Source organism: Nitratireductor sp. L15S-10, from assembly GCF_045011005.1.
Taxonomy (GTDB): domain Bacteria; phylum Pseudomonadota; class Alphaproteobacteria; order Rhizobiales; family Rhizobiaceae; genus Nitratireductor.
The window spans coordinates 2,457,124-2,481,801 of the sequence record NZ_CP120674.1; the positions used below are offsets into that span (position 1 = coordinate 2,457,124).

A 24,678-nucleotide genomic window follows, 5' to 3' on the forward strand; every position below is an offset into this window, starting at 1 on the left:
TCTTTGGAAAATCAGCGTTGACGTATGCCGAAACTCTGAAAACCTTTGCGCATGATGGGCTTTTTCGAGGAAATGACCCGGCTGTTCACACCGTTCCAGCCAATCTCGCGGGAGAGCCGGGCATACTCGATCTTCGGGCAGCGATCCATCACCACCTGGATCCCCTTTTCCTCCAACCTCCCGGCGGAAGCATCGTCACGCACCGTAAGCTGCATCCAGACCACCTTGGGGAGCGGGTCCATTGCCAGTATCTCATCCGTCACGCCGGGGATGGCGGCCGAAGGGCGGAAGATGTCGACCATGTCCACCGGTTCCGACAAATCGGCGAGACGGGCAACGACCGGTCGTCCGGCAATCTCCCTGCCTGCCTGCCCGGGATTGACGGGAAACACCGAATAGCCCTTGTCGATCAGATATTTGGTGACGAAGAAGCTCGGTCGCACCTCATTGGCAGATGCGCCGACGATGGCGACCGTCTTTACCGCATTCAGAATACCGGAGATGTAGGCATCGTCATATTTGTCGTGGTTCATCGTCGCTCCCGGAGATTCGCTTTGTCGGTGTTGTTCTTCTCCTCGGCTTGCCGCGAATGGCACCCGTCGGGCCAGCCCGATCTTGAAACCCCGGCCGACCGCATTCTCGGCGCAAACAAGCTTCATGATAAGGTTCTGCTTATTCCAGCCCGCAGTAAACCAGGGGTCGAACATGTTGAGATACGCAATACTCGCCATCGGAGCGACGCTCATCGCCAGCCCGGCAGAGGCAATATCCCGTTACACGTCAACTGCCATGAGCTGCGCCGAGGTGCAAGCGCGGATCGCGGCGGAGGGTGCTGCCATCATGCGTTATCAGTCGCGCAACAACCCCAGTCTCCCGCGCTATGATCGCTATGTGTCGCATGAGCGGCTTTGCCCCGTTGGCCATATCGGTGCCCGCGCTACCATTCCTGCGGCAGACCGCGAATCCTGCCCGGTGCTACGCTGCAAACCGGAAATCAGGGAGCGGCTTTTCCAACGTCCCTGGTTTAAATCCCACTGATTTTTCCTGCCGCCTTACAGGACAGATCAGGGCTCCATTCCGGTCGCTGATACCAGCCGGAATGATATACTTAAAAACAGAAAAAATCCTTTATTCATTTATGCTTATATCAACTTTTTCCCTGAACTAGCCTCAGGCATTACTTCCCGCCGCACCTCGCCGGTGCGCCATTTTTCTCCGGAGATGGCGTGACTTGCAACGATGTTCGGAAAGGGAAGCCATGCACAAGCTTTTGGTCACAATCCTGGGTACGGTCCTGCTGTTCCCCAACCAAAGTACATGGGCCGCAGGACTGACCTGTCAGCAAATCCAGGCGTCCATTAGAAAACACGGTTCAATCATTTTGCGCTACCCGTCCAGAAACGGCGGTCCCATTCAGCGTTATGATCGGTTCGTGGCAAATCTCGAGGAGTGTCCGGCCGCATTCAACACGTTGAAGGTTCGGCGCGTCCCCGCTTTCGATACGGATGCGTGCCCCGTGCACATCTGCTGGACGGATGACTGACGAAAACCGGGGCAGCCGCAAAATACAGACTGCCTGCCGTTATCGGCAGGCTCTTCTATTTGCCCTGCCATTGCGGCGCGCGTTTTTCGATAAAGGCGCCAATACCTTCTTCCGCATCTCGCGCCATCATGTTCTCCACCATCACCCGCACCGTGTAGTCATAGGCCTGCGAAAGTTCCATCTCGGCCTGTGAGTAGAACGCTTCCTTACCGATCTTGAGCGTCAAAGGTGATTTGGAAGCAATGGTTTGTGCGAAATTCATCGCGGTCTGATTCAAGACATCCTGCGGCACCACACGATTGACCAGACCGAACGAACGGGCCGTCTGCGCGTCGATCATCTCTCCCGTAAGCAGCATTTCCATGGCGTGCTTGCGCGAAATATTGCGCGACAGAGCCACCATGGGCGTCGAACAGAACAGGCCGATATTGACACCCGGCGTTGCAAACCGCGCCGTATCGCTCGCAACCGCAAGGTCACAGGAGGCGACAAGCTGGCAGCCGGCAGCGGTGGCGACCCCGCTCACCTCGGCAATCACCGGCTTGGGGTGGCGCACGATGGTCTGCATCAGGCTGGCGCACAGAAGCATGGTCTTTTCGAAGAACCCCCTGCCCCGGTCCGCGTCAGCACGGTGCGCCGTCAACTCCTTCAGATCATGGCCGGCACAAAACACCCTGCCTTCGGAGCGGAGAATGATGACACGCACCGCTTCGTCGTCGCGGGCGCGCTCGAGAGCGCCTTTCAGCGCCTCCATCATGGCAATGGACAGCGCATTGGCCGGCGGGCTGGCAAGCGTCAGCCGCAGGATGCCATCGGCCTCGCTCACAGCGACGGGTGCCTGTATCCTCTCCTGATCTGCAGCCGCTTCGGCCATGGTCTTCCTCCCTGCGTGTGATGCGTTGCCACCTTAGTGCCGCTTGTGTTGATCCGGCAATCCGGCAATTCTCTCATCGATTGGGCGCCTTCGCAAAGCGCCAGTCAGGCAAAATGGGGAGGACAAGGTTGATGGATGCACGCAGCGGTGGACAAAGGTTCCAACCGGTGATGAACGCCGAAGAAGTCAATTCATATCTGCGCGAAGTGTTTCCACAGGCCTGCAGCGGTGAGGTTCCCGACTATCGCGCGCTTAACGTCTCTCCGGGTGGCTGTACGGTGCGGCTTGAGGCCGGGTTCCGGCATCTGCGTCCCGGCGACACGGTTTCCGGTCCGTCTCTCTTTGCGCTGGCCGATATCGGCGGCTATGTGTGTGCGCTCTCCCATATCGGCCGCAAGGCGCTCGCCGTGACCACCAATCTCAACATAAACTTCATGCGCAAGGCCGGCCCCGGCACGGTGGACGGCCATTGCCGCATTCTGAAACTCGGTCGCCGGCTGATGGTTTTCGAGGCCGAACTGGTGGCCGGCGATACAGGCGGAACCGTCGCTCACGCCACCGGAACCTACTCCATCCCGCCCGCCGAATGACCCGTTCTGCCTCAGAAATGCGGTAAGCAGCGCTGATTTATGGCGGTATCTGGATACCGTAATTTCAACCTCTTGTTTTTATTGATGTTTTCATGACGCCGCCCAAAATATTGCACTTGACGTCCATCCCACCCCCCTATAGATAACCAGCGCTGCACCTTAACTGTCGTGCTGCATTGGTTTGCATTGCCTGAGCCTGCCGGGTTTCGACAATGTCAAACACAAGCAACAAGAAACGCCCAGCCTTTCGGCCGGGTTCATGAAAGTGGAAAAAGACCCATGAAAACCTTTTCGCAGAAGCCTGCGGAAGTGACGAAGAAGTGGATCCTGATCGACGCCGAAGGCGTTGTCGTCGGCCGTCTCGCTTCTATCGTTGCAAACCGTCTCCGCGGCAAGCACAAGCCCACCTTCACCCCGCATGTGGACGATGGCGACAATGTCATCATCATCAATGCCGACAAGGTTGTGCTGACCGGCAAGAAATACACCGACAAGAAATACTACTGGCACACGGGTCACCCCGGCGGCATCAAGGAGCGCACCGCGCGCCAGCTGCTCGAGGGGCGGTTCCCCGAGCGTCTGCTTGAGAAGGCCGTTGAGCGCATGATCCCGCGCGGTCCGCTTGGTCGCCGCCAGATGAAGAATCTGCGCGTCTACGCCGGCGCCGAGCATCCGCACGCCGCCCAGAACCCGGAGACGCTCGACGTCGCCGCCATGAGCAAGAAGAATGTGAGGGCCCAGTAATGGCCGAAATCAATTCCCTCGAAGAGCTGGGTGCGGCAACCGCTGCGCAGACCGCCGAGCAGGAAGCTCCGGTGCATGTGCAGAAGCTGGACGCCCAGGGCCGCGCTTACGCCACCGGCAAGCGCAAGAACGCCATTGCCCGCGTGTGGGTCAAGCCGGGCTCCGGCAAGATCACCGTCAACGGCAAGGAGTTCCAGGCATATTTCGCACGCCCGGTTCTGCAGATGATCCTACAGCAGCCGATCGTCGCTGCCGACCGCAACGGCCAGTATGACATCGTCGCCACCGTCGTCGGTGGAGGCCTGTCCGGTCAGGCCGGTGCCGTCCGTCACGGCATCTCCAAGGCTCTGACCCATTACGAACCAGAGCTGCGCGGCGTCCTCAAGAAGGGTGGCTTCCTGACCCGCGACAGCCGCGTGGTCGAGCGCAAGAAGTATGGCCGGGCAAAGGCTCGCCGCTCGTTCCAGTTCTCCAAGCGCTAAGCTTCCAGAACTGCCGGATACGAAAAAGCGGGCCTTCGGGTCCGCTTTTTTCTTGCGCGGGTTTTGGCTTCACCCTACCCATCTGGATCATCACAGGAGAAGCGCCATGCCGTCGAATTCCATCGACCACGCATTCACCGCCCGCACCCTCACCAGTGCGGCCAGCGACCCCACCTATGCGGGAGCGCTCTCCTTCATGCGCCGCAAGTTCACCAAATCACTGAAGGGCGCCGACGTTGTGGTCTGGGGCATCCCGTTCGACGCAGCCGTCTCCAATCGACCGGGCGCGCGTTTCGGTCCACAGGCGATCCGCCGTGCCTCGGCGATCTTCGACAATGACCCTCAATATCCGTTTGGCGCGGAGCTGTTCGCAGAAATGTCCGTCATTGATTATGGCGACTGCCTGCTCGATTACGGCAATCATCAGAAGACACCGGCGACCATCGAGCGCGAAGCGACGAAGATACTAAAGGCCGGCGCCTTTCTACTGTCGCTTGGCGGCGATCATTTCGTCACTTGGCCGCTGCTGAAAGCCCATGCGGCAAAGCACGGCCCGCTCGCGCTCGTCCAGTTCGATGCCCATCAGGACACGTGGCACGATGACGGCAAGCGGATCGACCATGGCTCCTTCGTCGGGCGTGCGGTGCGGGATGGCGTCATCGATCCGGCTGCTTCCATTCAGGTCGGCATCCGCACGCACGCGCCTGAAGATTGCGGCATTGCGATCCTGCATGGCTATGATGTGGAAGAGATGAAGGCCGCGGAGATCGCCGAAGCTATTCTTGCGCGTGTGGGCACCCGCCCCGCCTATATTACCTTCGACATCGACTGCCTTGATCCCGCCTATGCGCCAGGCACCGGAACCCCCGTGGCCGGCGGCCCGTCCAGTGCGAAAATGCTCTCGGTTTTGCGCCAGCTCGGCGCGCTCAACATGGTCGGTGCGGACATTGTCGAAATTGCCCCTGCCTACGATCATGCCGATGTAACGGCAATCGCCGGCGCGACCATCGCCATGCACTATCTCGGCCTTCTCGCAGTGAGAAGGCGACGATAAGAGCTGAAGCATCGATTCAAGCGCTTTAAGGATTGATTCCAAACGCGTGCGCAACCAGTTGAAACAAGACTCTTTTCCAGGACTGACATCATGACGGCGAAAATCTTCATCGACGGCGAACACGGCACCACCGGCCTGCAGATCAGGACGCGTCTGGCCGAGCGCCGCGACATCGAGGTGATCTCCATCTCCGCCGAGAAGCGCAAGGATCCTGCGGCGCGTGCGGAGTTCCTCAACAGGGCCGACATCGCGATTTTATGCCTGCCGGACGACGCCGCGCGTGAAAGCGTCTCGCTGATCGAGAATGACGCAACCCGCGTCATTGATGCCTCCACGGCTCATCGCGTCGCGGAGGGCTGGACTTATGGCTTTGCGGAGATGGACAGGGCGCAGGGCGCTGCGATCCGCGACGCGAAACGGGTTGCCAATCCCGGTTGCTGGCCGCAGGGCTCCATCGCGTTTCTACGACCGCTCATCGGTGCAGGCCTTCTGCCCGCCGATCTGCCCGTCACCGTCAACGGCATCTCGGGCTATTCGGGTGGCGGCCGCAGCATGATCGAGGACTATGAGGCGAAGGGCGCCGAAGCACCGAAATTCATGCCTTATGCGCTCACACTCAACCACAAACACCTGCCCGAACTCCAGACCTATGCGGGGCTTGCAGGCACGCCGCTGATGCAGCCGGCGGTGGGCAATTTCGCCCAGGGCATGCTGACCGCCCTCCCCCTGCAGCTTGGGCATCTCGACCGGGTTCCTTCAGCCGCGGAACTCCATGCTGTACTCGCCGACCATTACGGCGCGATTGAGGGCGGTGTAGTGAAGGTCGCCCCACTCGCCGCAATCGAACGCACGGCGGATATCGACCCCGAGACCCACAACGACACCAACACGATGACGCTGCACGTCTTTGCCAACGACGCCCGAGCGCAGGCGCTGCTCATTGCCGTCTATGACAATCTCGGCAAGGGCGCTTCAGGTGCAGCGGTGCAGAACATGGATCTGATGTTAAAAGGACTTTGAGCTTCTGCTCATGGCAAGAATGAAGGCGCGCCCCGACAGACGCGCCTTTTTTATTTGGTCGTTTATCTGAAATTATACGGCGGCGTAGACCTCGTCCTCGTCACGTTTGCGGTGTGACGGTTCAGGGAGAGGATAAGGCCCCTTGGTCGCGCGCCAGTGAGCGCAGGCGAAGAAAAGCACGACAAGCGCCACCCCCTGATGCGTGAGCGCCACGTCGATGGGCACGACCATGATAAGGGTCATGATGCCGATGGCGGCCTGCGCCAACACCAGAATCCCAAAGAGGATGGTGCGGCGTGCATGTGGCGTCCCCGGTTCCCGCCGGATCACGAACACGATCTGCCAGAGCGCGAGGACCAGAAGCGCATAGGCGCCGAGCCTGTGTACAAATTGCACCATTTTCGGGTTCTCGAAGAAATTGATCCAGGCCGGCGTCTGCGCAAACAGTCCGCCCGGCACCAGCGCGCCGTCCATCAGCGGCCAGGTGTTGTAGGTCATTCCGGCGCGCAGACCGGCGACAAGACCGCCTAGGTAAATCTGGAACAGCACCGCGATCACCATCCAGCCGGCGAAGCGGCGCACACCTTCCTCCGCCCTGCCGGTGGAGTGCGGCGCAAGGCCACGAGCGACCAGCGCCGTAGCGGCGAAGATGAGGCAGGCGATGGTGAGGTGCGTGGCAAGCCTGTACTGGCTCACATCGACCCGGTCCACCAGGCCGGAGGCGACCATCCACCAGCCGACCGCACCCTGCAGGCCACCCAGCGCCAGAATGCCAAGAAGCTTCGGCTTCAGGCTGTTTTCGAGCCGCCCAGTCAACCAGAAAAAGGCCAACGGCAGCGCAAAAACGAAACCAACACCGCGCGCTAGCAGCCGATGCGCCCACTCCCACCAGAAGATGGTCTTGAAATCATCGAGGCTCATGCCCTTGTTGACCTGCTGGTATTCAGGAATCTGGCGGTATTTCTCCAGTTCCTCCTGCCATTCGGCCTCGCTCAGTGGCGGGATGACACCATGAATCGGTTTCCACTCCGTGATGGAGAGGCCCGATTCCGTCAGCCGGGTCGCTCCGCCGACGATTACCAGGGCGAACAGCGTCAAAAGCACAAAATAAAGCCAGAAGCGCACGAATTTGCGGTTGCGCAAAAGAGTCTCCTGCGAGACATCTGCCCTTGCAGCACTGGAAGCGGTCATATCCACAGCGTCAGCCATCGTCATTTTGGAAGTTGACCGTTGGTGAACCAAAGCCCTCTGACTTGCAAGTCGAACCACCCTTTGCGCGACAAGCCGTCGCGCCACGTCAGTTGCGTGATTGCATCCCCTCTTCCCGCGCTCTATGAGACGAGCAAAAGGTGTTTGTCATGCCCGTACGTCTGCGAAAATTCATTGGCATGGTCGCGCTCGTCGCGCTTGTAGCCATTTACGCCATCTTATCGACCGCGATTGCTGTCGCTCAGTTGGCTCAGTCAGGCCCATTGATCCACCTTGCCTATTTCTTCCTGACCGGACTGCTCTGGATCATCCCGGCCATGTTCATCATCCGCTGGATGATCGGCAAGCCCGAGCGCGACGCCTGAACCGTCGATTATTCCTTCACCTTTTATCGCTACACAGAAACGGCGCTGCCGGAAAGGCGGCTTCGATAACAGCGATGGAAGATGACGTTTGCCAGGCAGCCAGAGCGTGTTCCTCCCGCCGGCATGAAAGGCGGGAATGGTCTCAGCGTTGAAGTGTGCGATGCCAGCGCTGCGGTTCTGCGGCGCTACCGCGAGGACTGCGCCGAGGCCTGCTTCATGCCCGCCCAAAGCCCCGACTGGGTGTCAGCGTGGACCAGACACACGCCTCATCCTTCAATCATCGTGCGCCTTTGCGACGGGCAGGGACACTTGCTGAGCCTTGCGCTCGAGGTCGTTCAGAAGGGCCGCTTTCGCATCGCCCGTTTCATAGGCGACCGTCACGCCAACGGTAATTTTCCCGCCCTTCACGTTCGGCTTTGCGACGGTTTTCCCAAAACACATCTCACCGCGCTGCGCGATGGCATCCGGCAAGCCCGGCCGGAGATCGACGTTCTGGTTCTCGAACGACAACTGCGTGAGTGCGCCGGTCAGGACAATCCCCTGCTGGGCTGGCCGCATAGCGACAGTCCCAATGTCTCGCTTGCGGTCAATCTGGACGGGGGCTTTGATGCGGTGCTCGCGCGTTCCAGTGGCAAGCGGAAGCGAAAGCAGCATCGCTCTCAGGCACGTAAACTGGAGGCTGCCGGTAAGGTGGAGCGCCGTCTCGCCCGTTCACGCGCCGAAGCTGAAGTGATGCTTAACGCCTTCTTTGACATGAAGGCGCACCGCTTCGCCCAGATGGGCATTCAGAATGTTTTTGCACCTGACGCGGTGAAAAACGCGTTTCGCACACTGTTTGGTGATGCGGCTGAGACGCAAGATCCGCGCTTCGTGCTTCACGGGCTTGAAGTGGCCGGAAAGCTCCGTGCCGTAACAGGCTCAAGCCGCACGGGCGATCGCCTAGTCTGCGAGTTCAGTTCAATCGCGGACGATGAACTGACCGATGCCAGCCCCGGCCGTTTCCTCTTCTATGAGAACATTCAGGAAGCGTGTTCGGAAGGGCTGAAAATCTATGATTTCAGCGTTGGCGACGAGTACTACAAACGTCTGTGGTGCGATCTGGAAACCATCCAGTTCGACACATTCGTTCCGCTTACCGGGAAGGGCCGCGTCCTGGCCTCCGGACTGTCCGCTGCCGCGCGCGCCAAGCATCTGATCAACAACAATCCCAGGCTCTGGCGGCTGGCGAAGGCACTGCGGCGCCAGCTTGGCTCAGCACATCGCTGAGCCTCGCCGAGAGGATCAGGCCGCGTCGCGCCCGGGAGGCGCAGGGGGCATGCTGTAGCCGGCAGGTGAAACCAGGATTGGCGCGTCGACGCCGCTGTCGCGGAGTTCGTCCAGCATCTCCAGAACGAGTTCACCTTCGTCCGGGTCGATCATGCTGACAAGCACTTCCGTATCGGACGAGAGCAGACGACGGATCGCCTGCGCATCCGTCGGCCCGCATTCGACGATGACGACATCGTAGGCGGCCGACAATGATTCCATGATGATGGGCAACCGGTCCGCCGCGCGCATGGCGCGCTGCGGGTCAGCCGTGCCGACGGGAATGATATGGCACTCCGAAAAGAGATCCGTATGGATCACGTCGGCAAATTGCGATTCGGAAGCGAGAAGGTTGGTGATCCCGGCATAGGCGACACTTTCAAGCATCGGCAAAGAGGCCGCGCCCGAAGCAGTGAGATCGAGAAGCAGAACGCGCAGGCCGGAATCGGCCACATCCCGCGCGACCAAAACCGATGCCGCGGCAGCCTCATCGCCTTCGGGAGAGATAAACAATGCGCGCGTTGCGCCGCCGGTCACCAGTCTTTCGGATGCCTGTTCGATGTCGATCTCACCGTAGCGTGCCACGCGCTTCCGCTCATGCTGCTCTTCCGGTTCTGGGAGGGGAGCGGAAACCACTTTTCTGGCAGGTGGCGCTTTCGGAGCCTGCGGCTTTGGCATATCGACCTCGACCAATGGCTCAGCACGCGGCATTCGTGCGGTCGCAGGCACCGGAGCAGCAACACCGGCGGTCGGGCGCATGGCGCGACCACTAAACAGCTCCTGCAGCAATGTGATGATGGCCATGATCAGCAGCGAGGCGACAAAGGCGGCAACCGTGATCGGCATGATTTTCGGGAAATATGGCTCGCTTGGCGTGATGGCACGCGAAAAGATCCGGACATCCGCGGGCAGGTAATTGCGGTCGCTGCGAGACGCCGCCTCACGATAGCGTGTCAGATAGGATTCGAGCAGTTCGCGCTGCGCCGTGGCTTCCCGCTCCAGTGCGCGAAGTTCCACCTGTTCTTCTTCGGCAACAGCAGACGCTGCCTTCAGACGATTGAGTTCGGCCGTCAGTTCTTCCTCGCGCCGTTGCGCCGTTGCGGCTTCGGCCTCGAAACCAGCCAGCACCTTGTTGGCCTCGCTCCTGATCTGTGCGTCGAAATCGGCGAGTTGCGAACGCAGGGCGCGAATGCGTGGATGATTGCCAAGCAACGTCGTGGAAAGGTCGGCGATTTGCGCGTTGAGTTCCACCTGACGTTCACGCAAGCGCTGAATAAGCGGCGATGCCATGACTTCAGGCAGGGTTTCTACGGGAGCGCCACTTTCCAGTGCGCTGCGCACGGAATCTGCCTGCGCTGTCGCCGCGGAACGATTGGCGCGGGTGCGAGACAGCTCGCTAGACAGTTCAGCAAGCTGCTGCGTGGCCAGCACGGTGTTGTTCTGACCGAGCAGGAGATCGGACTGCGCCCGGTACTCTGCGACACGGGCTTCGGCTTCTTTCACGCGCTCGCGCAGATCCTGGATTTCCGGTTCCAGCCACTGGGTCGCACTGGTGTTCGACTGAAGCTTCGCTTCGCTCTGCATCGCGACGTAGGCGTCTGCCACAGCGTTCGGAATTTCAGCCGCAAGCTTGGGATCCTCAGAAGAAAACTCGATAACAATGACGCGTGAGTTCTCGACCCGGTAGACGGTGAGGCGCTCGCGGAACGCGCGTAGAACCTTTTCTTCCTGTGTTCCTTCGACCGGAGCGCTCTTGATGCCCGCCATCACGAGCAAGCCGGACAGAAAGGAACCCCCGCCGCCTTCAAACTCGCCGCGATTGGCAAGATTGTATTGCTCGGCGACGCTGGTGAGGATTTCGGTGGAGGTGATGAGTTCCACCTGGCTTGCCACGCCCTCCCCGTCAAGAATTGGCCGGTCTCCATCGTTCACGCCCTGCGGGCGCGTGTATACGGATTCGCGGGTCTCAATCAGAAGCCGCGTCTGGGCGCGGTACTGCGGTGTGACGGTATAGGTAACGGCAAAAACCAGTCCGGTGATGACAAGCGCGGCGAAGAGAATGCGTGGCCATTTGCGCCGGACACCGGCAAAAAGCCGGCTCAGGTCCACATCCACGTCACCATGCGCGATCTGATCGCTGTTCATCCAGTTGGCTCCCAATCTGCTTGCCGCCAAGGTAAACGGGCATAGTAACCAGCCGGTTAAAGCTGCGCGTCAGCCGTTCAAGGGCAAACGCATGCGCGTTATGGGGGTATAAGGCGCAGCTTTACCCGACATTAACCCTAACGGATGGATAAAACGAGCATGGTGCCTGCTCTGGTGGCGATTTCGCTTACGGATCAAGGGCGGGACTTGATGACGTCAGAGGTTTGCAGTCGGTCATGATGAAAACAGCCAAACTCCTGCCCGTGCTGGCAGCACTCGTTCTTGCTGCGGGCTGTTCGGGGTATCGCCCGGCACCGGCGGCCTTCCACGAAGCGCTTTACCAGCCATATGTTCTGGACGCCGGAGACTCGCTTCGCGTCACCGTTTTTGATCAGGACAACCTCACCAACACCTACAGCGTCGACCAGGCTGGTTACATCGCATTTCCGCTGATCGGTTCGGTACCTGCCCGGGGCAGGACCTTAAAACAGATTGAGCAGTCGATCGCCGGCAAGCTCAGGCAGGGCTATCTGCGTGATCCGGATGTGACGGTCGAAATTGACCGTTATCGCCCCGTTTTCGTGATGGGCGAAGTCGGGTCTCCCGGGCAGTATTCCTATGTTCCTGGCATGACAGTTCAAAAGGCTGTTGCCGCCGCCGGTGGTTTCAGCCCCCGCGCCAATCAGAGCAATGTCGACATCACCCGCGACATCAACGGCAAGGTGTTGACCGGACGTGTCGTCACCTCAGATCCGCTTCTTCCTGGTGACACTGTCTATGTCCGCGAACGCCTGTTCTGAAGCGTATCCGCCAACAGGGGTCGAGGCCGTGCCCTCTCGCGAGAGACTGAGGATCGTACACTGTTTCCGCTCTCCGGTCGGCGGAATCTTTCGCCATGTCCGTGACCTTTGCGATGCTCAGCGCGCTGCCGGGCACGAGGTCGGTATTATCTGCGATTCCACCACCGGCGGAAGCTATGAAGCAAGCCTTATCGCTGATCTGGAGCCGCGGCTTTCCCTTGGGGTGAAGCGCACCCCCATGCAGCGCCATATCGGACTGGGCGATCTCACCGCCGCGCGGCGTGCCTATGGCGTCGTGCGCGAGATGCGTCCCGACGTGCTGCACGGACATGGAGCCAAGGGCGGGGTATACGCACGGGTGTTCGGTACCTTGATGCGGATGTCGGGCCAGAGGCCCGCACGGATCTATTCGCCACACGGAGGGAGCCTGCATTATGCAGCGCAGACCGCTACCGGACGCTTCTTCTTTTCAATCGAACGCATGATGGATCGCCTGACCGATCACATCCTGTTCGTGTCCGATTACGAACGGCGTACGTTTGAACAGAAGGTCGGAATTCCCCGCGCACCCAGCACACTGGTCTATAACGGGCTGACTGCAGATGAGTTCGACCCCGTTGAAACCCTCTCGCAAGCGGCCGATTTCCTCTACATCGGCATGATGCGCGATCTGAAGGGCCCAGACCTTTTCATTGATGCGCTGTCACTGACGCAGCGGTTAATCGACCGCAGGCTGACTGCCGTCATGGTCGGAGACGGCGACGATCTCGATCGTTACAGACATCAGGCGCAGGAACTCGGTTTCGGCGAACGTATTCGCTTCCTTCCGGCCATGCCCGCGCGCAATGCGTTTTCACTGGCCCGGATCATGGTGGTGCCCTCGCGCGCCGAAGCCATGCCCTATATCGTGCTGGAGGCACTGGCGGCCGGTCGCACCCTGATCGCCAGTGCTGTTGGCGGAATTCCCGAAATCTTCGGCGAGGATTCCCCTGCCCTAACCCGACCTGACGCCGACGCCATAGCCGGCAAGATGCAACTGGCGCTTGATGACGAAGCGGCTTTCCATGCCCTGATGCCGGGAACGGCCGATCTGCGGATGCGCTTCGGTGCGGACGTCATGGCCGCCACCATTGAGACGGCATACCGGGCCAGCCTGGACACCAAACGTTAAGCACAAATACGAGCAGTTTTAGCAAGTCTGTGCCTGAAACAGAATTTTAGCCCCTGGCACCTATCGTACGGTCGCAAACCTCAGGGGGCATTGCCAGTTCATGAATCAGATTGACCCGAAACGGCTTCAGGTATCGAAGGCGCCGAAACAATCGGGCATGCTGAAGGCCGGCGAGGAGCAGAGCAAGCTCAACCCCATAGCTTGGCAGGTCGCACAACAATACAAGCGCGAGACCATGTCGCCAGTCATGGTTCTGGGTGTAATGCGCCTGGTCGAGCTCGTGATGTTGCTCGCGACCGGCTTTGTTCTCTACGCGATTTACGTAGGCTTCTCGCCAGTGCTTTTTTGGCACTATATGACCGTAATCGGCGGCGGCTCCCTTCTCATGGTGGTGCTGTGCGAATTCACCAGCTGCTACCAGATGCGCGCGCTGCGCAACCCAACCGGCGCAATGGGGCGAGTGTTCATCGCCTGGATGGCGACATTCGCGGCGCTGGCTCTGACGGGTTTCTTCCTGAAAATTTCCGACAGCTTTTCGCGCTTCTGGCTCGGGTCCTGGTTTGTCTGCGGGTTCATGACGCTTCTGGTGTTGCGCATTACCATGTCGCAGCTCCTGCGCCGCTGGGCGCGCAACGGCACGATCGAACGCCGCGCGGTTATCGTGGGTGGGGGTGCCAACGCCGAGCAACTCATTCGCTCCATCGAGCAGCAACCCTATAACGACATACGCATCTGCGGACTGTTCGATGATCGCGACGATCTGCGCTCACCGCCCGTTGTTGCCGGCTATCCGAAGCTCGGCACCATCACCGAACTGGTGGAGTTCACCCGCATCGCCAGGATCGACATGCTGATTGTCGCGTTGCCAATCTCGGCAGAGAAGCGTGTGCTGTCGCTTCTTTCAAAACTCTGGGTGCTGCCGGTCGACATCCGTCTCTCGGCTCATGCAAACCATCTGCGGTTCCGCCCGCGTGCCTACTCATATATCGGCTCGGTGCCGATGCTGGATATTTTCGACCGTCCCATCAACGACTGGGATTCGGTCGCCAAAAGAGGGTTCGACATCTTCTTCAGCCTGCTCGGAATTCTCGTTTTCTCTCCAATCATGATCGCCACGGCCATCGCAATAAAGCTCGACAGCAAGGGGCCTGTGCTGTTCAGGCAAAAGCGCCACGGCTTCAACAACGAGTCCATTGAGGTGCTGAAGTTTCGCTCCATGTATGTGGATCAGTGCGACCCGACGGCAAGAAATGCCGTGACCAAGAACGACCCACGGGTCACCCGTGTCGGCCGCTTTATCCGCAAGACATCCATCGATGAGCTGCCTCAGTTCTTCAACGCGCTTTTTGGCAGCCTTTCCCTGGTGGGGCCGCGGCCGCATGCGGTGGCCGCCCAGGCACACAATCGGCTTTATGAAGAAGTCGTCGATGGCTACTTCGCCCGTCACAAAGTGAAACCCGGTGTCACCGGCTGGGCGCAGATCAATGGCTGGCGCGGCGAGGTTGATTCGGACGAGAAAATCCGCAAACGCACGGAGTACGATCTCTATTACATCGAAAACTGGTCGCTCTGGCTCGACCTCAAGATCCTGTTCCTGACGCCAATCAGCCTGTTCAATACGGAAAACGCCTATTGAGCCTGCTCACCTACGATAGAGAGCCGCCCGGGCTTGCCCGCGCCGCCATCGACGCCAAGCTGGTTTCGCTCGCGAAGCTGGCAGCGATCGGCTTTGGGGTTTTCCTGTCGGGTTTCGTTATTCGCGAACCAGCCCCCTATGAGCTCTACATGGTGGGCCTGATCGCAATCTGGGCGCTCGCAGGCCTGCGGATATCGCGACGGACCGCGCCGCTTCTGGCGCTGCTCGTCGCTTTCAATATCGGCGGTCTTATTTCACTGTCCCAACTTGCAGATCTCGGCACGATCCCGCTTTACATCGCGGTGTCGCTCTTCCTCGCTCTCACATCCGTATTCTTCGCCGCGATCATCGAGGCGGAGTCCGAGCTGCTTTCTGTTGTTTTCCGTGCCTGGGTGGCGGCTGCCGCGGCCACCGCGCTGTTCGGCATTCTGGGCTATTTCAACGCGTTTCCCGGCGCCGAGATGTTTACCAAGTTCGGGCGGGCAGCCGGTGTGTTCGAAGATCCGAACGTCTTCGGCCCTTTTCTCACACTGCCAGCGATCTATCTGCTTTACCTGATCCTGACCGCGCGGCCACGCATTGCTCTTCTGTCCGCTCCGCTTTTGCTCATCATCACGGGTGGTATCTTCTTCTCATTTTCGCGGGGCGCGTGGGGCCTTCTTCTCATGACGGCAAGCCTTCTCGTTCTCGCTGTCTTTCTCAATGCCGGTACAGCCAGCGCGCGGCTGCGTATTGCCGTTACGGCGCTGCTTGCGGCCGCCGGCATCGCACTTGCCCTCATTCTCGCACTTCAGATTCCGGCGGTCTCGGAGCTCTTCACCCAACGCGCTCAGCTCGTGCAGGATTATGACAGCGCCCGCCTTGGCCGCTTTGCCCGGTTCGGGATTGGTTTCGGATGGGCGACCGAGCACCCTTTTGGAATTGGGCCTTTGCAATTCGGCCAGATTCTCGGTGAGGACACGCACAATATCTGGCTCAAGGCATTGCTCGATTATTCATGGCTAGGTTTCGCTGCTTACCTGACGCTGATTTTGTGGACGGTGACAGCAGGCTTCCGCATTCTGTTCCGCCGCCGCCCCTGGCAGCCATATCTGATCTGCGTCTACATCGTCTTCGTTGGACATGTGGCCCTCGGCACCGTCATCGACACCGATCACTGGCGCCATTTCTACCTCCTCCTCGGCCTTCTATGGGGCATGATCGCGCTGGAGCAGAAGTGGATGGCACGGCGCCTTTAGGATGAGGCGGAGCCGGCGTCAGAATGGCTGCATAAACCTCCACACCGCGCTCTCGACCTAGTTGTCATTCCGTGCGCCCACCGGCTCTTCGCCTCGCGTTATGGTGAGGCGAACGCCTTTATCCCGCCTCAACTCAAGAATAGCGCCCACCCGACACCATTGACCATCAAAGCATGGCGCCGCCCATTCACTGACCTGGCTATATTGATCCTGCGGCGTGAACCCTTCGTCTGGCCGTGACGCACGCACGGCCCTGAGCGAATACGAGAACCAGGGATCGAACAGAACGGCCATGCTATTCATTACGCCGTTCACACCCTCGGAGTAATCCCAGTCCCTGCTCCACGTTACACGGCAACCGCCGCTCGGTGTTGCATCAGTGGCGAATGTCAGTTCCACGTAGGGCTCTCCCTCGGCGAGATCCCTTGCCTCCTCCCCATTCTTGGAAAGCACCACCGCTTTCGGCTTCGAGCCAGCCTCAAAGCCGAGGGCGTAAAGGTCAGATGAGACAATCTGGTATCCCTCGGGCAACAGTTGCGCGGGAAGTTCCTGCGTGACCGGTTGGGTAAGGCAGGCCGACCTGAGCGTTTCGAAGACATTGAGTATGCCCCGAAGGTCCGACCAGTTTTTGTGTGCAAAGGTGATGCGCTCTGGCTCGGCTGATGCGGCAGACAATGCGCCCAACGACCAGATCGCTGACAGGCATGCGCTCCGAAGAAACTGCGGAAGGGATGTTTTTCTCATCGAAATCAGCTCCAGCAGTGGTGTCTACTGGCAAAGCCTAACACAAAACATGCATTCGGGATCTGGCGTACGAAGGAAACACGAGCAGGATAGGTGTGGCTTCGAAACGCGGCCAGTCAGTGGACGTTGCTTGCAAGCCAGCCGGAATTTTCAAAACCAGCAAGTCAGGGCGTCAGACAAAAGAGGCCTCGATACGCCAAAATTTAGAGGAAAAATGGTCGGAGCGGCGGGATTCGAACCCACGACCCCTTGACCCCCAGTCAAGTGCGCTACCGGGCTGCGCTACGCTCCGAACCGGCGCAAGGGATATAGTTTCCTCTCCCCACGCGCAAGGCCTAAAAACCGTTCGAAGGCAAAAAGCCGTCCGCAGCGCCAACTTTCTTCAACGCCCTCTCGGGGAAGGCGGAAAAGCGTCTATCGCACCTGATCGAGCAGGCGCTTGCATTCCAGCAGGTCGAACAACGCCTCCTGCAGAAGCGCACGATTGTCACGCGAAAGGCTCGCCGCATCCGCAGTGACAGGCCCATCCTGTTCGCCGCGGCCCAAGCCGAAGAAGCGCTTGCTCGGCTTGGCCTTCGGCGTGCCCACCAGAACTTCCTCTTCAGAAGCGGCTTTCTCGGCTTCGGCCTGATGGCTCTGGGCGATCGCTTCGACGGCTGCCACATCGCCACGACCGATGGCGACGACAAACTGGTTGCCGTTTTCGCGCAAAAGCTTTTGCACGCCTTTAATGGTGTATCCCTGGTCATAGAGCATGTGACGAATGCCCTTGATCAGGTCGATATCCTGCGGACGGTAATAGCGGCGGCCGCCGCCCCGCTTTAGTGGCTTGATCTGTGAAAACCGCGTTTCCCAGAAGCGCAGAACGTGCTGCGGCAGGTCCAGCTCTTCAGCCGCTTCGCTGATGGTGCGGAAAGCGTCGGGGCTCTTGTCCATGATCTCGCAATCTCCTGAAGGCCGGCGCGCCAAGCCACCTGCCCTGCAAACCGGGCATTCCATCCACCGCTTTTGCAGCTTCAGAACACCCAACCGATTCGAGAGTGTAAACCACTTCCCGACCAGGGAAAAATGAGAGTGGTGCCGTTTCCAAAAGCGCGTGTCAGGCGCTCTTGCGCATGCGCCTTGCCTGATGCGCCTTCAGAATACGCTCCTTGAGCACGTTCGAGGCTTTGAAGGTCATCACTCGCCGCGGAGAGATCGGCACTTCTTCGCCGGTCTTGGGATTGCGGCCGATGCGCTCGTTCTTGTCGCGCACCTGAAAGGTGGCGAAAGAGGAAAGCTTCACCGTCTCACCACGCACCACCGCGTCGCAGACTTCCTGAAGAACCATTTCGACAAGCTGAGCGGATTCGGTTCGCGACAGTCCGACCTTCCGATAGACGGCCTCTGCCAGCTCGGCACGCGTCAGTGTCTTTCCCCCCATAGGGCTACCCATCCAGATCTTGAAAATGCTTGTGATTTCAATACGTGGCGCTGACGTTACAAAAATTGCTTCGCAACGGTCAAGGACGATACACGTGATTTACGTCCGCTACCAGCGCACCAGCACCGCGCCCCATGTGAAACCACCGCCCATCGCCTCTAGAAGAACGAGATCGCCTTTCTTGATCTGGCCGCGCTCGACGGCCACAGAAAGCGCCAGCGGGACAGAGGCTGCAGAAGTGTTGCCATGCAGATCCACGGTCACCACAACCTTCTCCTCAGCTATGCCAAGCTTCCTGGCCGATGCGTCAATGATCCGCCGATTGGCCTGGTGCGGAACGAACCAGTCGATGTCGTCGGCTGTAATGCCAGCCTTGGCAAAGACATCCTCGATCACGTCAGTGATCATGCCGACAGCGTGTTTGAAGACTTCCCTTCCCTGCATGCGCAGGTGACCAACCGTGCAGGTGGTCGATGGTCCGCCATCCACATAGAGCTTGTCACGCTGGCTGCCGTCGGAACGCAGGGATGAAGCGATGATACCGCGCTGGGCAAGTGCGGCTTCTCCGTCCTCGGCCTCCAGAACCACCGCGCCCGCTCCATCTCCGAACAGGACACAGGTTGTGCGGTCATTCCAGTCGAGAATGCGCGAAAACGTTTCCGAACCGATCACCAGCATCCGCTTTGCCTGACCGCCACGAATATAGAGATCTGCTGTGGTGATGGCATAGACGAAGCCGCTGCAAACGGCCTGCATGTCGAAGGCAAAGCCGCCTGGCATGCCAAGCCGCTCCTGGATTTCCACGGCGGTCGCCGGGAAGGTGTTGTTGGGCGTCGAGGTCGCCAGAATGATCATGTCGATGTCGGCTGGCGTCAATCCCGCGCTATCGAGAGCCGCGCGCGCAGCCGCCTCTCCCAGCGATGCCGTCGTCTCGTCTTCCGAGGCGATGTGACGCTGGCGGATGCCGGTCCGCTGGACGATCCACTCGTCAGACGTATCCACGAGTTTTTCAAATTCAGCATTCTTCATGATGCGGCGTGGCAGAGCAGAGCCAATGCCACGCACGACGGATCTAGTCATCACAGCGTCCTATTCATTCACGGCTGCAGCGCCGGCAGCCACTTGCGGCTTGCGGGCGTGATAGAGGTCCAGGGTGGCGCGAGTCCTGTCGAGCAGATGACTGCGCGCCATTTCATATCCAAGCTCGACGGCTGCCGCAAACCCTTCAGCATCCGCCCCGCCATGGCTTTTGACGACGATCCCGTTGAGGCCCAGGAAGACGCCACCATTCACCTTGCGAACGTCCATCTTCTCGCCTAGACGCTGGAAGGCGCCACGCGCGAAAAGATAGCCTATGCGCGCCATCAGCGTGCGTCCCATAGCCTCGCGGAGATACCCGGCAATCTGTCGCGCTGTGCCTTCGGCTGTCTTCAACGCGATGTTGCCGGCGAAGCCTTCCGAAACGACCACATCGACAGTGCCCTTGCCAATATCGTCACCCTCCACGAAGCCCTCATAGCGCATCGTGTTGAGCGCGGCCTCGCGCAGCATGCGCCCGGCCTCTTTGACTTCTTCCTGGCCCTTGATCTCTTCAACCCCCACATTCAGGAGGCCGACCGTGGGCCGATCGAGATCGAAAAGCGCGTTGGCCATGGCGGCACCAAGGATGGCGAAGTCGACCAGCTGCTGAGCATCAGCGCCAATGGTTGCGCCAACATCCAACACAATGCTTTCGCTGCGCATGGTCGGCCAGATCGCGGCAATTGCCGGGCGTTCGATATCGGCCATGGTGCGCAGACAGAACTTCGACATGGCCATCAGCGCGCCGGTGTTGCCGGCAGAAACACAGGCGTCCGCCTCGCCGTTTTTGACCGCTTCGATGGCCTTCCACATGGAGGATTTCCAGCGCCCCTGCCGCAGGGCCTGGCTCGGCTTGTCGTCCATCCGCACCGCTACCTCGCAATGCGTGAAGTCGCTAACGTCCCTGAGGGCGGGTAAGCCATCAAGGATCGGCAGGACAACATCCTCGCGGCCATAAATGAGAAAGCGGGCGTCGGGACGTCGTTCGATAACCTTGGTCAGGCCACGCAGCGTGACCTCGGGACCATGATCCCCACCCATAGCGTCAATCGAAATGCGTACCACGCGTGATGTGCCTCAATGGTTGATCGGGCGCCGGTATCGGCTCAAATGTGCGGCGAAAATAGCGTTTTTGACCGGAGGCACAACCTCGTTTCGCGCCTTCAACATGCAATTCAGGACTTTTGTCCAAGCTTTCGCAGCCCTTCATACAGCGGACCGGGCTCTTTTGGCGCTTCGTCCTCAGGCTGCCCGGCTTCCATAACAGCCCCGGCTTTGCGCGGATAGGGGTCGATGCCGAGTGTGAAGAATTCTTCTACAAGCGCACCAACGTCAATAATGCTGCCGTGAAAGGTGTCGGGCATGTCCGGACCTTCCGCGTCAAGTACGAACTCTCCACCGTCAATTTCATTGCGCGCCAGCCGCGATCCCTCTGGTACGAGCGTCGCGGACACGTCTTCCTTGATATGGCTTGAAACGGGTTCGAGTGTCACCACGCAGGCCTGGGTTATGTCCGCCTCCACCGTGCCGGTGATGCGCACGCCATCGGCTTTCCACGGCCGCACGGTGAGGTCCGCTGTGAAACGCTCGACAGAAAGAAGATCATGCTCGTCGGCAAGGGACTTGCGTTCACTCTCGTCAGCCTTGATCAAAACCGCCATCCCCTTTCGGGCAAGGCGATGAACATTCACCTCGTGTGAGACCGGCGCCCTTTTCTTCTTATCGGTCGCGTTCCTGTCGATCATGGCTCAGCGCTCCCTTTCTGCATCAGGGAATGAAATGTCGGCGGCGGTCAGGCGTTCCACCTTCAGGTCTTCAAGCAGGGCCGCAGCTTCAAACGCATATAGAGCAAGCGGTTCGGCACCCGACCAATTCTCGGCGTCGGGGCGGATATTGCGGCGCAGGGCAGCTGCCAGCGTTTCCACGTCGCCGGCGTCAATCGCTTCGCCATAGGCGGCGGCGCGGCCATAAAACATGCGTGCCAGTTTTTTGATCCGCTTGGGGACCCCCAAATCTCCGATCCCCAGTTCGCGAATCGCGTGCTCCACGTCCGCGAAAAAAACGTCCGTGACCTCCTGCGCAACATCCCGAACAGCCGCCCCCTCCTCGTTTCGTACCCGGCGCAGAAACAGAATCATATGAAGCGCGATCATCTCGAAGCGGCCGAGCGGCGTGTCGGGCACCTCCCAGCGTGCATAAAAGACTGGCTGCCGCGAGGCCGCCACGATTCGTTCATACAAGCCGTCGATGACCGTACGGCGCGAACGCTGCCCAAAGCCAAACAGCTTCTGGAACATGAGAAATGCCCTCCCTCGGGGCTGGTTTGGGACAGGATCAGGTTGCATCGGCGCTTAAGCTGGTTTACCCGTTTTGCCGGCGGGGACAAGGGCTTTCACTCGAAAGCCTTCGCGCCGGGGACGCTATGGAGATGTCGTTGCAGGTGAAGAAAATCAACATTTATCCTGTCGGACGCACAATTTTGGCCGCCGGTCTTGCCGGCGCTGCGGCTGCATTGTCCGGCTGCAATGTCGCCAACACGCTGGATGCGCGCGAAACCCTTACGCAGGGTTATGTCATCGACGAGCAGGCGTTGGAGCTGGTTCCCGTCGGCTCCAGCCGCGAGCAGGTGCTTCTCGCGCTCGGTTCGCCGTCCACAACGGCAACCTTCGACGATGAAGCCTTCTACTACATTTCGCAGAAACGGGTGCGTGGGGCAGCTTTCATGCGTCCGCGCCTTGTCGAGCAGCAGGTTCTCGCTGTTTATTTCGGTGACGATGAGCGCGTCTCGAAGATCGCCCATTACGGGATGGAAGACGGCAAGGTGTTCGATTTCATTTCACGCACCACGCCGACTGGCGGCAAGGAACAGACCTTTATCGGCCAGATTCTTGCCGGCGCCTCGAAGGGCGGCCCTCCGTCAGGCCTCTTCGGCGGCGGCTGACCGATCGCCAATCTCAGGCAACAACAAAAACCCGCGAGCGACGCTCGCGGGTTTTTTCTTTGTCACGAATGCAGGTCTTGCCTGCCTGTCAGTGAGCCAGAACGGCCAAAAGCAACAGTGCGATGATGTTGGTGATTTTGATCATCGGGTTCACTGCCGGTCCGGCCGTGTCCTTGTAAGGGTCACCCACGGTATCGCCCGTCACCGACGCCTTGTGGGCCTCCGAACCCTTTTCGTGCTTGATGCCGTCGGCATCAACGAAACCGTCCTCGAAGGATTTCTTGGCATTGTCCCAGGCGCCGCCGCCGGCGGTCATCGAGATTGCCACGAACAGCCCCGTGACGATGACGCCCAGAAGCATCGCGCCGAGCGCGGAGAAGGCCTCGCTCTTGCCGGCGATGGCATAGACAACCGCGAACGCAACGAGCGGCGAGAGCACCGGCAGGAGCGAAGGAACGATCATTTCCTTGATCGCGGCCTTTGTCAGAAGGTCGACCGCCGCACCGTAATCCGGCTTTTCCTTGCCCTCCATGATGCCCGGCTTCTCGCGGAACTGCCGGCGCACCTCCTGTACGATGGCACCGCCCGCGCGGCCGACTGCAGTCATGGAGAGCCCGCCAAAAAGGAACGGCAGAAGCCCGCCAAAGAGAAGGCCGACCACCACATAGGGGTTGGAGAGCGAGAAATCGACGCTTACGCCCTCAAAGAAAGTACCCGGCTCCGCATTCGCGGCAAAGTATTTCAGGTCTTCGGTATAAGCGGCGAACAGAACCAGCGCGCCCAGCCCGGCGGAACCGATGGCATAGCCCTTGGTCACTGCCTTGGTGGTGTTGCCGACCGCATCGAGCGCGTCGGTCGTCTGGCGCACCTCTGCCGGCAGGTCAGACATTTCGGCGATGCCGCCTGCATTGTCCGTCACCGGACCGAACGCATCAAGTGCCACCACCATACCGGCGAGTGCCAGCATGGTCGTCACCGCTATGGCGATGCCGAACAGCCCCGCCAGGTTGAATGACAGGATGATGCCGGCGATGATGACGATGGCGGGAAGTGCTGTGGCCTCAAGCGAAACCGCCAGTCCCTGGATGACATTGGTGCCGTGTCCGGTCACCGAAGCCTGGCTGATGGAACGCACCGGCCGGTAGCCGACACCGGTATAATATTCGGTAATCCAGATGATGAGGCCTGTAACGCCCAGTCCCACAACGCCGCACCAGAAAAGGGACGTACCCGTGAAGGTGCTTCCATTGCTGGCCGAGAAGGACGTGGAACCGCCCAGCCACCCCCAGACAATGCCACCGAGCGCGACGACCGAGAGCGCGGCGGTGGCCCAGAAGCCTTTATAGAGCGCGCCCATGATCGAGTTGTTGGAGCCAAGCTTGACGAAGAATGTGCCGATGATCGAAGTCACCACACAGGCACCACCGATAACCAGCGGGAAAAGCATGAGTGTCAGTGCCACCTCGCCGGTGAAGAAGATCGAGGCGAGCACCATGGTGGCCACAACCGTCACCACATAGGTCTCGAACAGGTCGGCAGCCATGCCTGCACAGTCGCCGACATTGTCGCCCACATTGTCCGCAATCGTGGCCGGGTTGCGCGGATCATCCTCGGGGATGCCAGCCTCCACCTTGCCCACCAGATCGCCGCCGACATCCGCACCCTTGGTGAAAATGCCGCCGCCGAGGCGCGCGAAGATGGAGATGAGCGAGGCGCCGAAACCGAGCGCCACCAGTGCGTCGATGACAATACGGTCCGTCGGCGCATGGCCAAGCGGCCCAGTGAGAACCCAGAAATAGACTGATACGCCCAACAGCGCGAGCCCCGCCACCAGAAGCCCGGTGATCGCACCGGACTTGAATGCGATGTCCAGACCGGCAGCCAGGCTGTTAGAGGCTGCCTGCGCCGTGCGTACATTGGCACGCACCGAAACGTGCATGCCAATGAAACCTGCGGAGGCTGAAAGCACCGCACCGATGAGGAAGCCGATGGCCGCCACGCCGGTGAGAAGCCACCACGCGAGAATGAAAACCACAACGCCGACAATGGCGACCGTGGTGTACTGCCTTGTCAAATAGGCCTGCGCGCCCTCCCGGATTGCGCCGGCGATTTCCTGCATGCGTGCATTGCCCTGATCGGCGGCCAGCACCGACCGGGTTGCCCAGATGGCATAGAGTATGGAAAGCACACCGCAGGCGATGACCACGTAAAGCATGTTCATTGCCAATCTATCCCTTGATTTCGACCCTCGGCTGGAACCCCCTCCCGGGTCACGCTGAAAAGGCCGGCGGCATTTGCGCCCCTCCCGGCCCAA

25 protein-coding genes and 1 tRNA gene are annotated in these 24,678 nt (G+C 59.8%); 13 read left to right on the top strand and 13 right to left on the bottom strand.

Translation table 11 applies throughout. The annotated features are described in order from the left end of the window. Window positions 1–11: 11 nt before the first annotated feature. Window positions 12–533, bottom strand: a complete 522-nt coding sequence (locus P2W41_RS11770; protein ID WP_292894925.1) for a CoA-binding protein — start codon at window positions 531–533, stop codon at window positions 12–14. A 172-nt stretch (window positions 534–705) separates the two neighbouring features. Here P2W41_RS11770 and P2W41_RS11775 point away from each other — a divergent pair, with 172 nt between their 5' ends. Continuing rightward, the gene (locus P2W41_RS11775; RefSeq protein WP_292894923.1) at window positions 706–1,038 is read left to right on the top strand and encodes a hypothetical protein; all 333 of its coding nucleotides are present in this window, start codon (window positions 706–708) and stop codon (window positions 1,036–1,038) included. Window positions 1,039–1,598: 560 nt separating this feature from the next. Here the strand turns inward: P2W41_RS11775 and P2W41_RS11780 are convergent. Continuing rightward, window positions 1,599–2,417, bottom strand: coding sequence for an enoyl-CoA hydratase (locus tag P2W41_RS11780; protein ID WP_292894920.1), 819 nt, complete (start codon window positions 2,415–2,417; stop codon window positions 1,599–1,601). Window positions 2,418–2,587: 170 nt separating this feature from the next. Here P2W41_RS11780 and P2W41_RS11785 point away from each other — a divergent pair, with 170 nt between their 5' ends. The 5 genes from P2W41_RS11785 to argC all read left to right on the top strand — a co-directional run bounded on the left by P2W41_RS11785 (window position 2,588) and on the right by argC (window position 6,307). After that, window positions 2,588–3,007: a PaaI family thioesterase gene (locus P2W41_RS11785; RefSeq protein WP_404933237.1), complete on the top strand. Its 420-nt coding sequence runs from the start codon at window positions 2,588–2,590 to the stop codon at window positions 3,005–3,007. A 279-nt stretch (window positions 3,008–3,286) separates the two neighbouring features. Beyond that, window positions 3,287–3,751: a 50S ribosomal protein L13 gene (gene rplM / locus P2W41_RS11790; protein ID WP_007007923.1), complete on the top strand. Its 465-nt coding sequence runs from the start codon at window positions 3,287–3,289 to the stop codon at window positions 3,749–3,751. Beyond that, window positions 3,751–4,233 carry a 30S ribosomal protein S9 gene (gene rpsI, locus P2W41_RS11795; protein WP_292894906.1) on the top strand — a complete coding sequence of 161 codons (483 nt, stop codon included), beginning with the start codon at window positions 3,751–3,753 and terminating at the stop codon, window positions 4,231–4,233. Before rplM ends, rpsI begins: the two co-directional genes overlap by 1 nt. 106 nt (window positions 4,234–4,339) lie before the next feature. Then, a complete protein-coding gene (gene speB / locus P2W41_RS11800) occupies window positions 4,340–5,287 on the top strand; it encodes an agmatinase (RefSeq protein WP_404933238.1) in 948 nt (315 codons plus the stop codon). 90 nt (window positions 5,288–5,377) lie between these two features. Beyond that, window positions 5,378–6,307, top strand: a complete 930-nt coding sequence (argC, locus tag P2W41_RS11805) for an N-acetyl-gamma-glutamyl-phosphate reductase (protein ID WP_404933239.1) — start codon at window positions 5,378–5,380, stop codon at window positions 6,305–6,307. Between the two features lie 72 nt (window positions 6,308–6,379). On the opposite strand, the gene P2W41_RS11810 is transcribed toward argC, so the two are convergent. After that, window positions 6,380–7,498 carry a COX15/CtaA family protein gene (locus tag P2W41_RS11810; RefSeq protein WP_404934974.1) on the bottom strand — a complete coding sequence of 373 codons (1,119 nt, stop codon included), beginning with the start codon at window positions 7,496–7,498 and terminating at the stop codon, window positions 6,380–6,382. A gap of 167 nt (window positions 7,499–7,665) precedes the next feature. On the opposite strand from P2W41_RS11810, the gene P2W41_RS11815 reads away from it, so the two are divergent. Next, window positions 7,666–7,881: a DUF2842 domain-containing protein gene (locus P2W41_RS11815; protein ID WP_292894898.1), complete on the top strand. Its 216-nt coding sequence runs from the start codon at window positions 7,666–7,668 to the stop codon at window positions 7,879–7,881. 81 nt (window positions 7,882–7,962) lie between these two features. Further along, window positions 7,963–9,147, top strand: coding sequence for a GNAT family N-acetyltransferase (locus tag P2W41_RS11820; protein WP_292894895.1), 1,185 nt, complete (start codon window positions 7,963–7,965; stop codon window positions 9,145–9,147). 15 nt (window positions 9,148–9,162) lie between these two features. Here P2W41_RS11820 and P2W41_RS11825 read toward each other — a convergent pair whose 3' ends face one another. After that, window positions 9,163–11,331, bottom strand: coding sequence for a GumC family protein (locus P2W41_RS11825; RefSeq protein ID WP_292894893.1), 2,169 nt, complete (start codon window positions 11,329–11,331; stop codon window positions 9,163–9,165). A 236-nt stretch (window positions 11,332–11,567) separates the two neighbouring features. On the opposite strand from P2W41_RS11825, the gene P2W41_RS11830 reads away from it, so the two are divergent. The 4 genes from P2W41_RS11830 to P2W41_RS11845 all read left to right on the top strand — a co-directional run bounded on the left by P2W41_RS11830 (window position 11,568) and on the right by P2W41_RS11845 (window position 16,176). Further along, complete coding sequence (locus tag P2W41_RS11830; protein WP_292894890.1) at window positions 11,568–12,131, top strand: polysaccharide biosynthesis/export family protein; 564 nt, start codon at window positions 11,568–11,570, stop codon at window positions 12,129–12,131. After that, the gene (locus P2W41_RS11835; protein WP_404933240.1) at window positions 12,109–13,302 is read left to right on the top strand and encodes a glycosyltransferase family 4 protein; all 1,194 of its coding nucleotides are present in this window, start codon (window positions 12,109–12,111) and stop codon (window positions 13,300–13,302) included. The genes P2W41_RS11830 and P2W41_RS11835 overlap by 23 nt, the downstream gene beginning before the upstream one ends. 157 nt (window positions 13,303–13,459) lie before the next feature. Beyond that, window positions 13,460–14,938: an undecaprenyl-phosphate glucose phosphotransferase gene (locus P2W41_RS11840; RefSeq protein ID WP_292900124.1), complete on the top strand. Its 1,479-nt coding sequence runs from the start codon at window positions 13,460–13,462 to the stop codon at window positions 14,936–14,938. Further along, window positions 14,935–16,176 (top strand): O-antigen ligase, encoded by a 1,242-nt coding sequence (locus P2W41_RS11845; RefSeq protein ID WP_292894886.1) that lies wholly within the window; start codon window positions 14,935–14,937, stop codon window positions 16,174–16,176. Before P2W41_RS11840 ends, P2W41_RS11845 begins: the two co-directional genes overlap by 4 nt. 57 nt (window positions 16,177–16,233) lie before the next feature. Here the strand turns inward: P2W41_RS11845 and P2W41_RS11850 are convergent, their stop codons facing one another. From P2W41_RS11850 to P2W41_RS11885, 8 genes are all read right to left on the bottom strand, one after another. Continuing rightward, on the bottom strand, window positions 16,234–16,920 hold the full coding sequence (locus tag P2W41_RS11850) for a hypothetical protein (protein ID WP_404933241.1): 687 nt from the start codon (window positions 16,918–16,920) through the stop codon (window positions 16,234–16,236). Between the two features lie 215 nt (window positions 16,921–17,135). Next, a tRNA-Pro gene (locus P2W41_RS11855) sits at window positions 17,136–17,212 on the bottom strand. Window positions 17,213–17,334: 122 nt separating this feature from the next. Then, window positions 17,335–17,856, bottom strand: a complete 522-nt coding sequence (locus P2W41_RS11860; protein WP_292894880.1) for a MerR family transcriptional regulator — start codon at window positions 17,854–17,856, stop codon at window positions 17,335–17,337. A 163-nt stretch (window positions 17,857–18,019) separates the two neighbouring features. Beyond that, the gene (locus P2W41_RS11865) at window positions 18,020–18,343 is read right to left on the bottom strand and encodes an integration host factor subunit alpha (RefSeq protein WP_292894877.1); all 324 of its coding nucleotides are present in this window, start codon (window positions 18,341–18,343) and stop codon (window positions 18,020–18,022) included. A gap of 108 nt (window positions 18,344–18,451) precedes the next feature. Continuing rightward, on the bottom strand, window positions 18,452–19,423 hold the full coding sequence (locus P2W41_RS11870; RefSeq protein ID WP_292894875.1) for a beta-ketoacyl-ACP synthase III: 972 nt from the start codon (window positions 19,421–19,423) through the stop codon (window positions 18,452–18,454). A 9-nt stretch (window positions 19,424–19,432) separates the two neighbouring features. Next, window positions 19,433–20,488 (bottom strand): phosphate acyltransferase PlsX, encoded by a 1,056-nt coding sequence (gene plsX / locus P2W41_RS11875; protein WP_292894872.1) that lies wholly within the window; start codon window positions 20,486–20,488, stop codon window positions 19,433–19,435. A gap of 110 nt (window positions 20,489–20,598) precedes the next feature. Beyond that, entirely contained in the window at window positions 20,599–21,168 is a 570-nt protein-coding gene (locus P2W41_RS11880; RefSeq protein WP_292894869.1) for a DUF177 domain-containing protein, read from the bottom strand. A gap of 3 nt (window positions 21,169–21,171) precedes the next feature. Beyond that, window positions 21,172–21,720: a ubiquinol-cytochrome C chaperone family protein gene (locus P2W41_RS11885; protein ID WP_404933242.1), complete on the bottom strand. Its 549-nt coding sequence runs from the start codon at window positions 21,718–21,720 to the stop codon at window positions 21,172–21,174. Window positions 21,721–21,845: 125 nt separating this feature from the next. Between P2W41_RS11885 and P2W41_RS11890 the strand changes: the two genes are divergently transcribed. After that, window positions 21,846–22,364: an outer membrane protein assembly factor BamE gene (locus tag P2W41_RS11890; RefSeq protein WP_292894863.1), complete on the top strand. Its 519-nt coding sequence runs from the start codon at window positions 21,846–21,848 to the stop codon at window positions 22,362–22,364. Between the two features lie 88 nt (window positions 22,365–22,452). Here the strand turns inward: P2W41_RS11890 and P2W41_RS11895 are convergent, their stop codons facing one another. Then, on the bottom strand, window positions 22,453–24,585 hold the full coding sequence (locus tag P2W41_RS11895) for a sodium-translocating pyrophosphatase (protein ID WP_404933243.1): 2,133 nt from the start codon (window positions 24,583–24,585) through the stop codon (window positions 22,453–22,455). Window positions 24,586–24,678 lie beyond the last annotated feature (93 nt).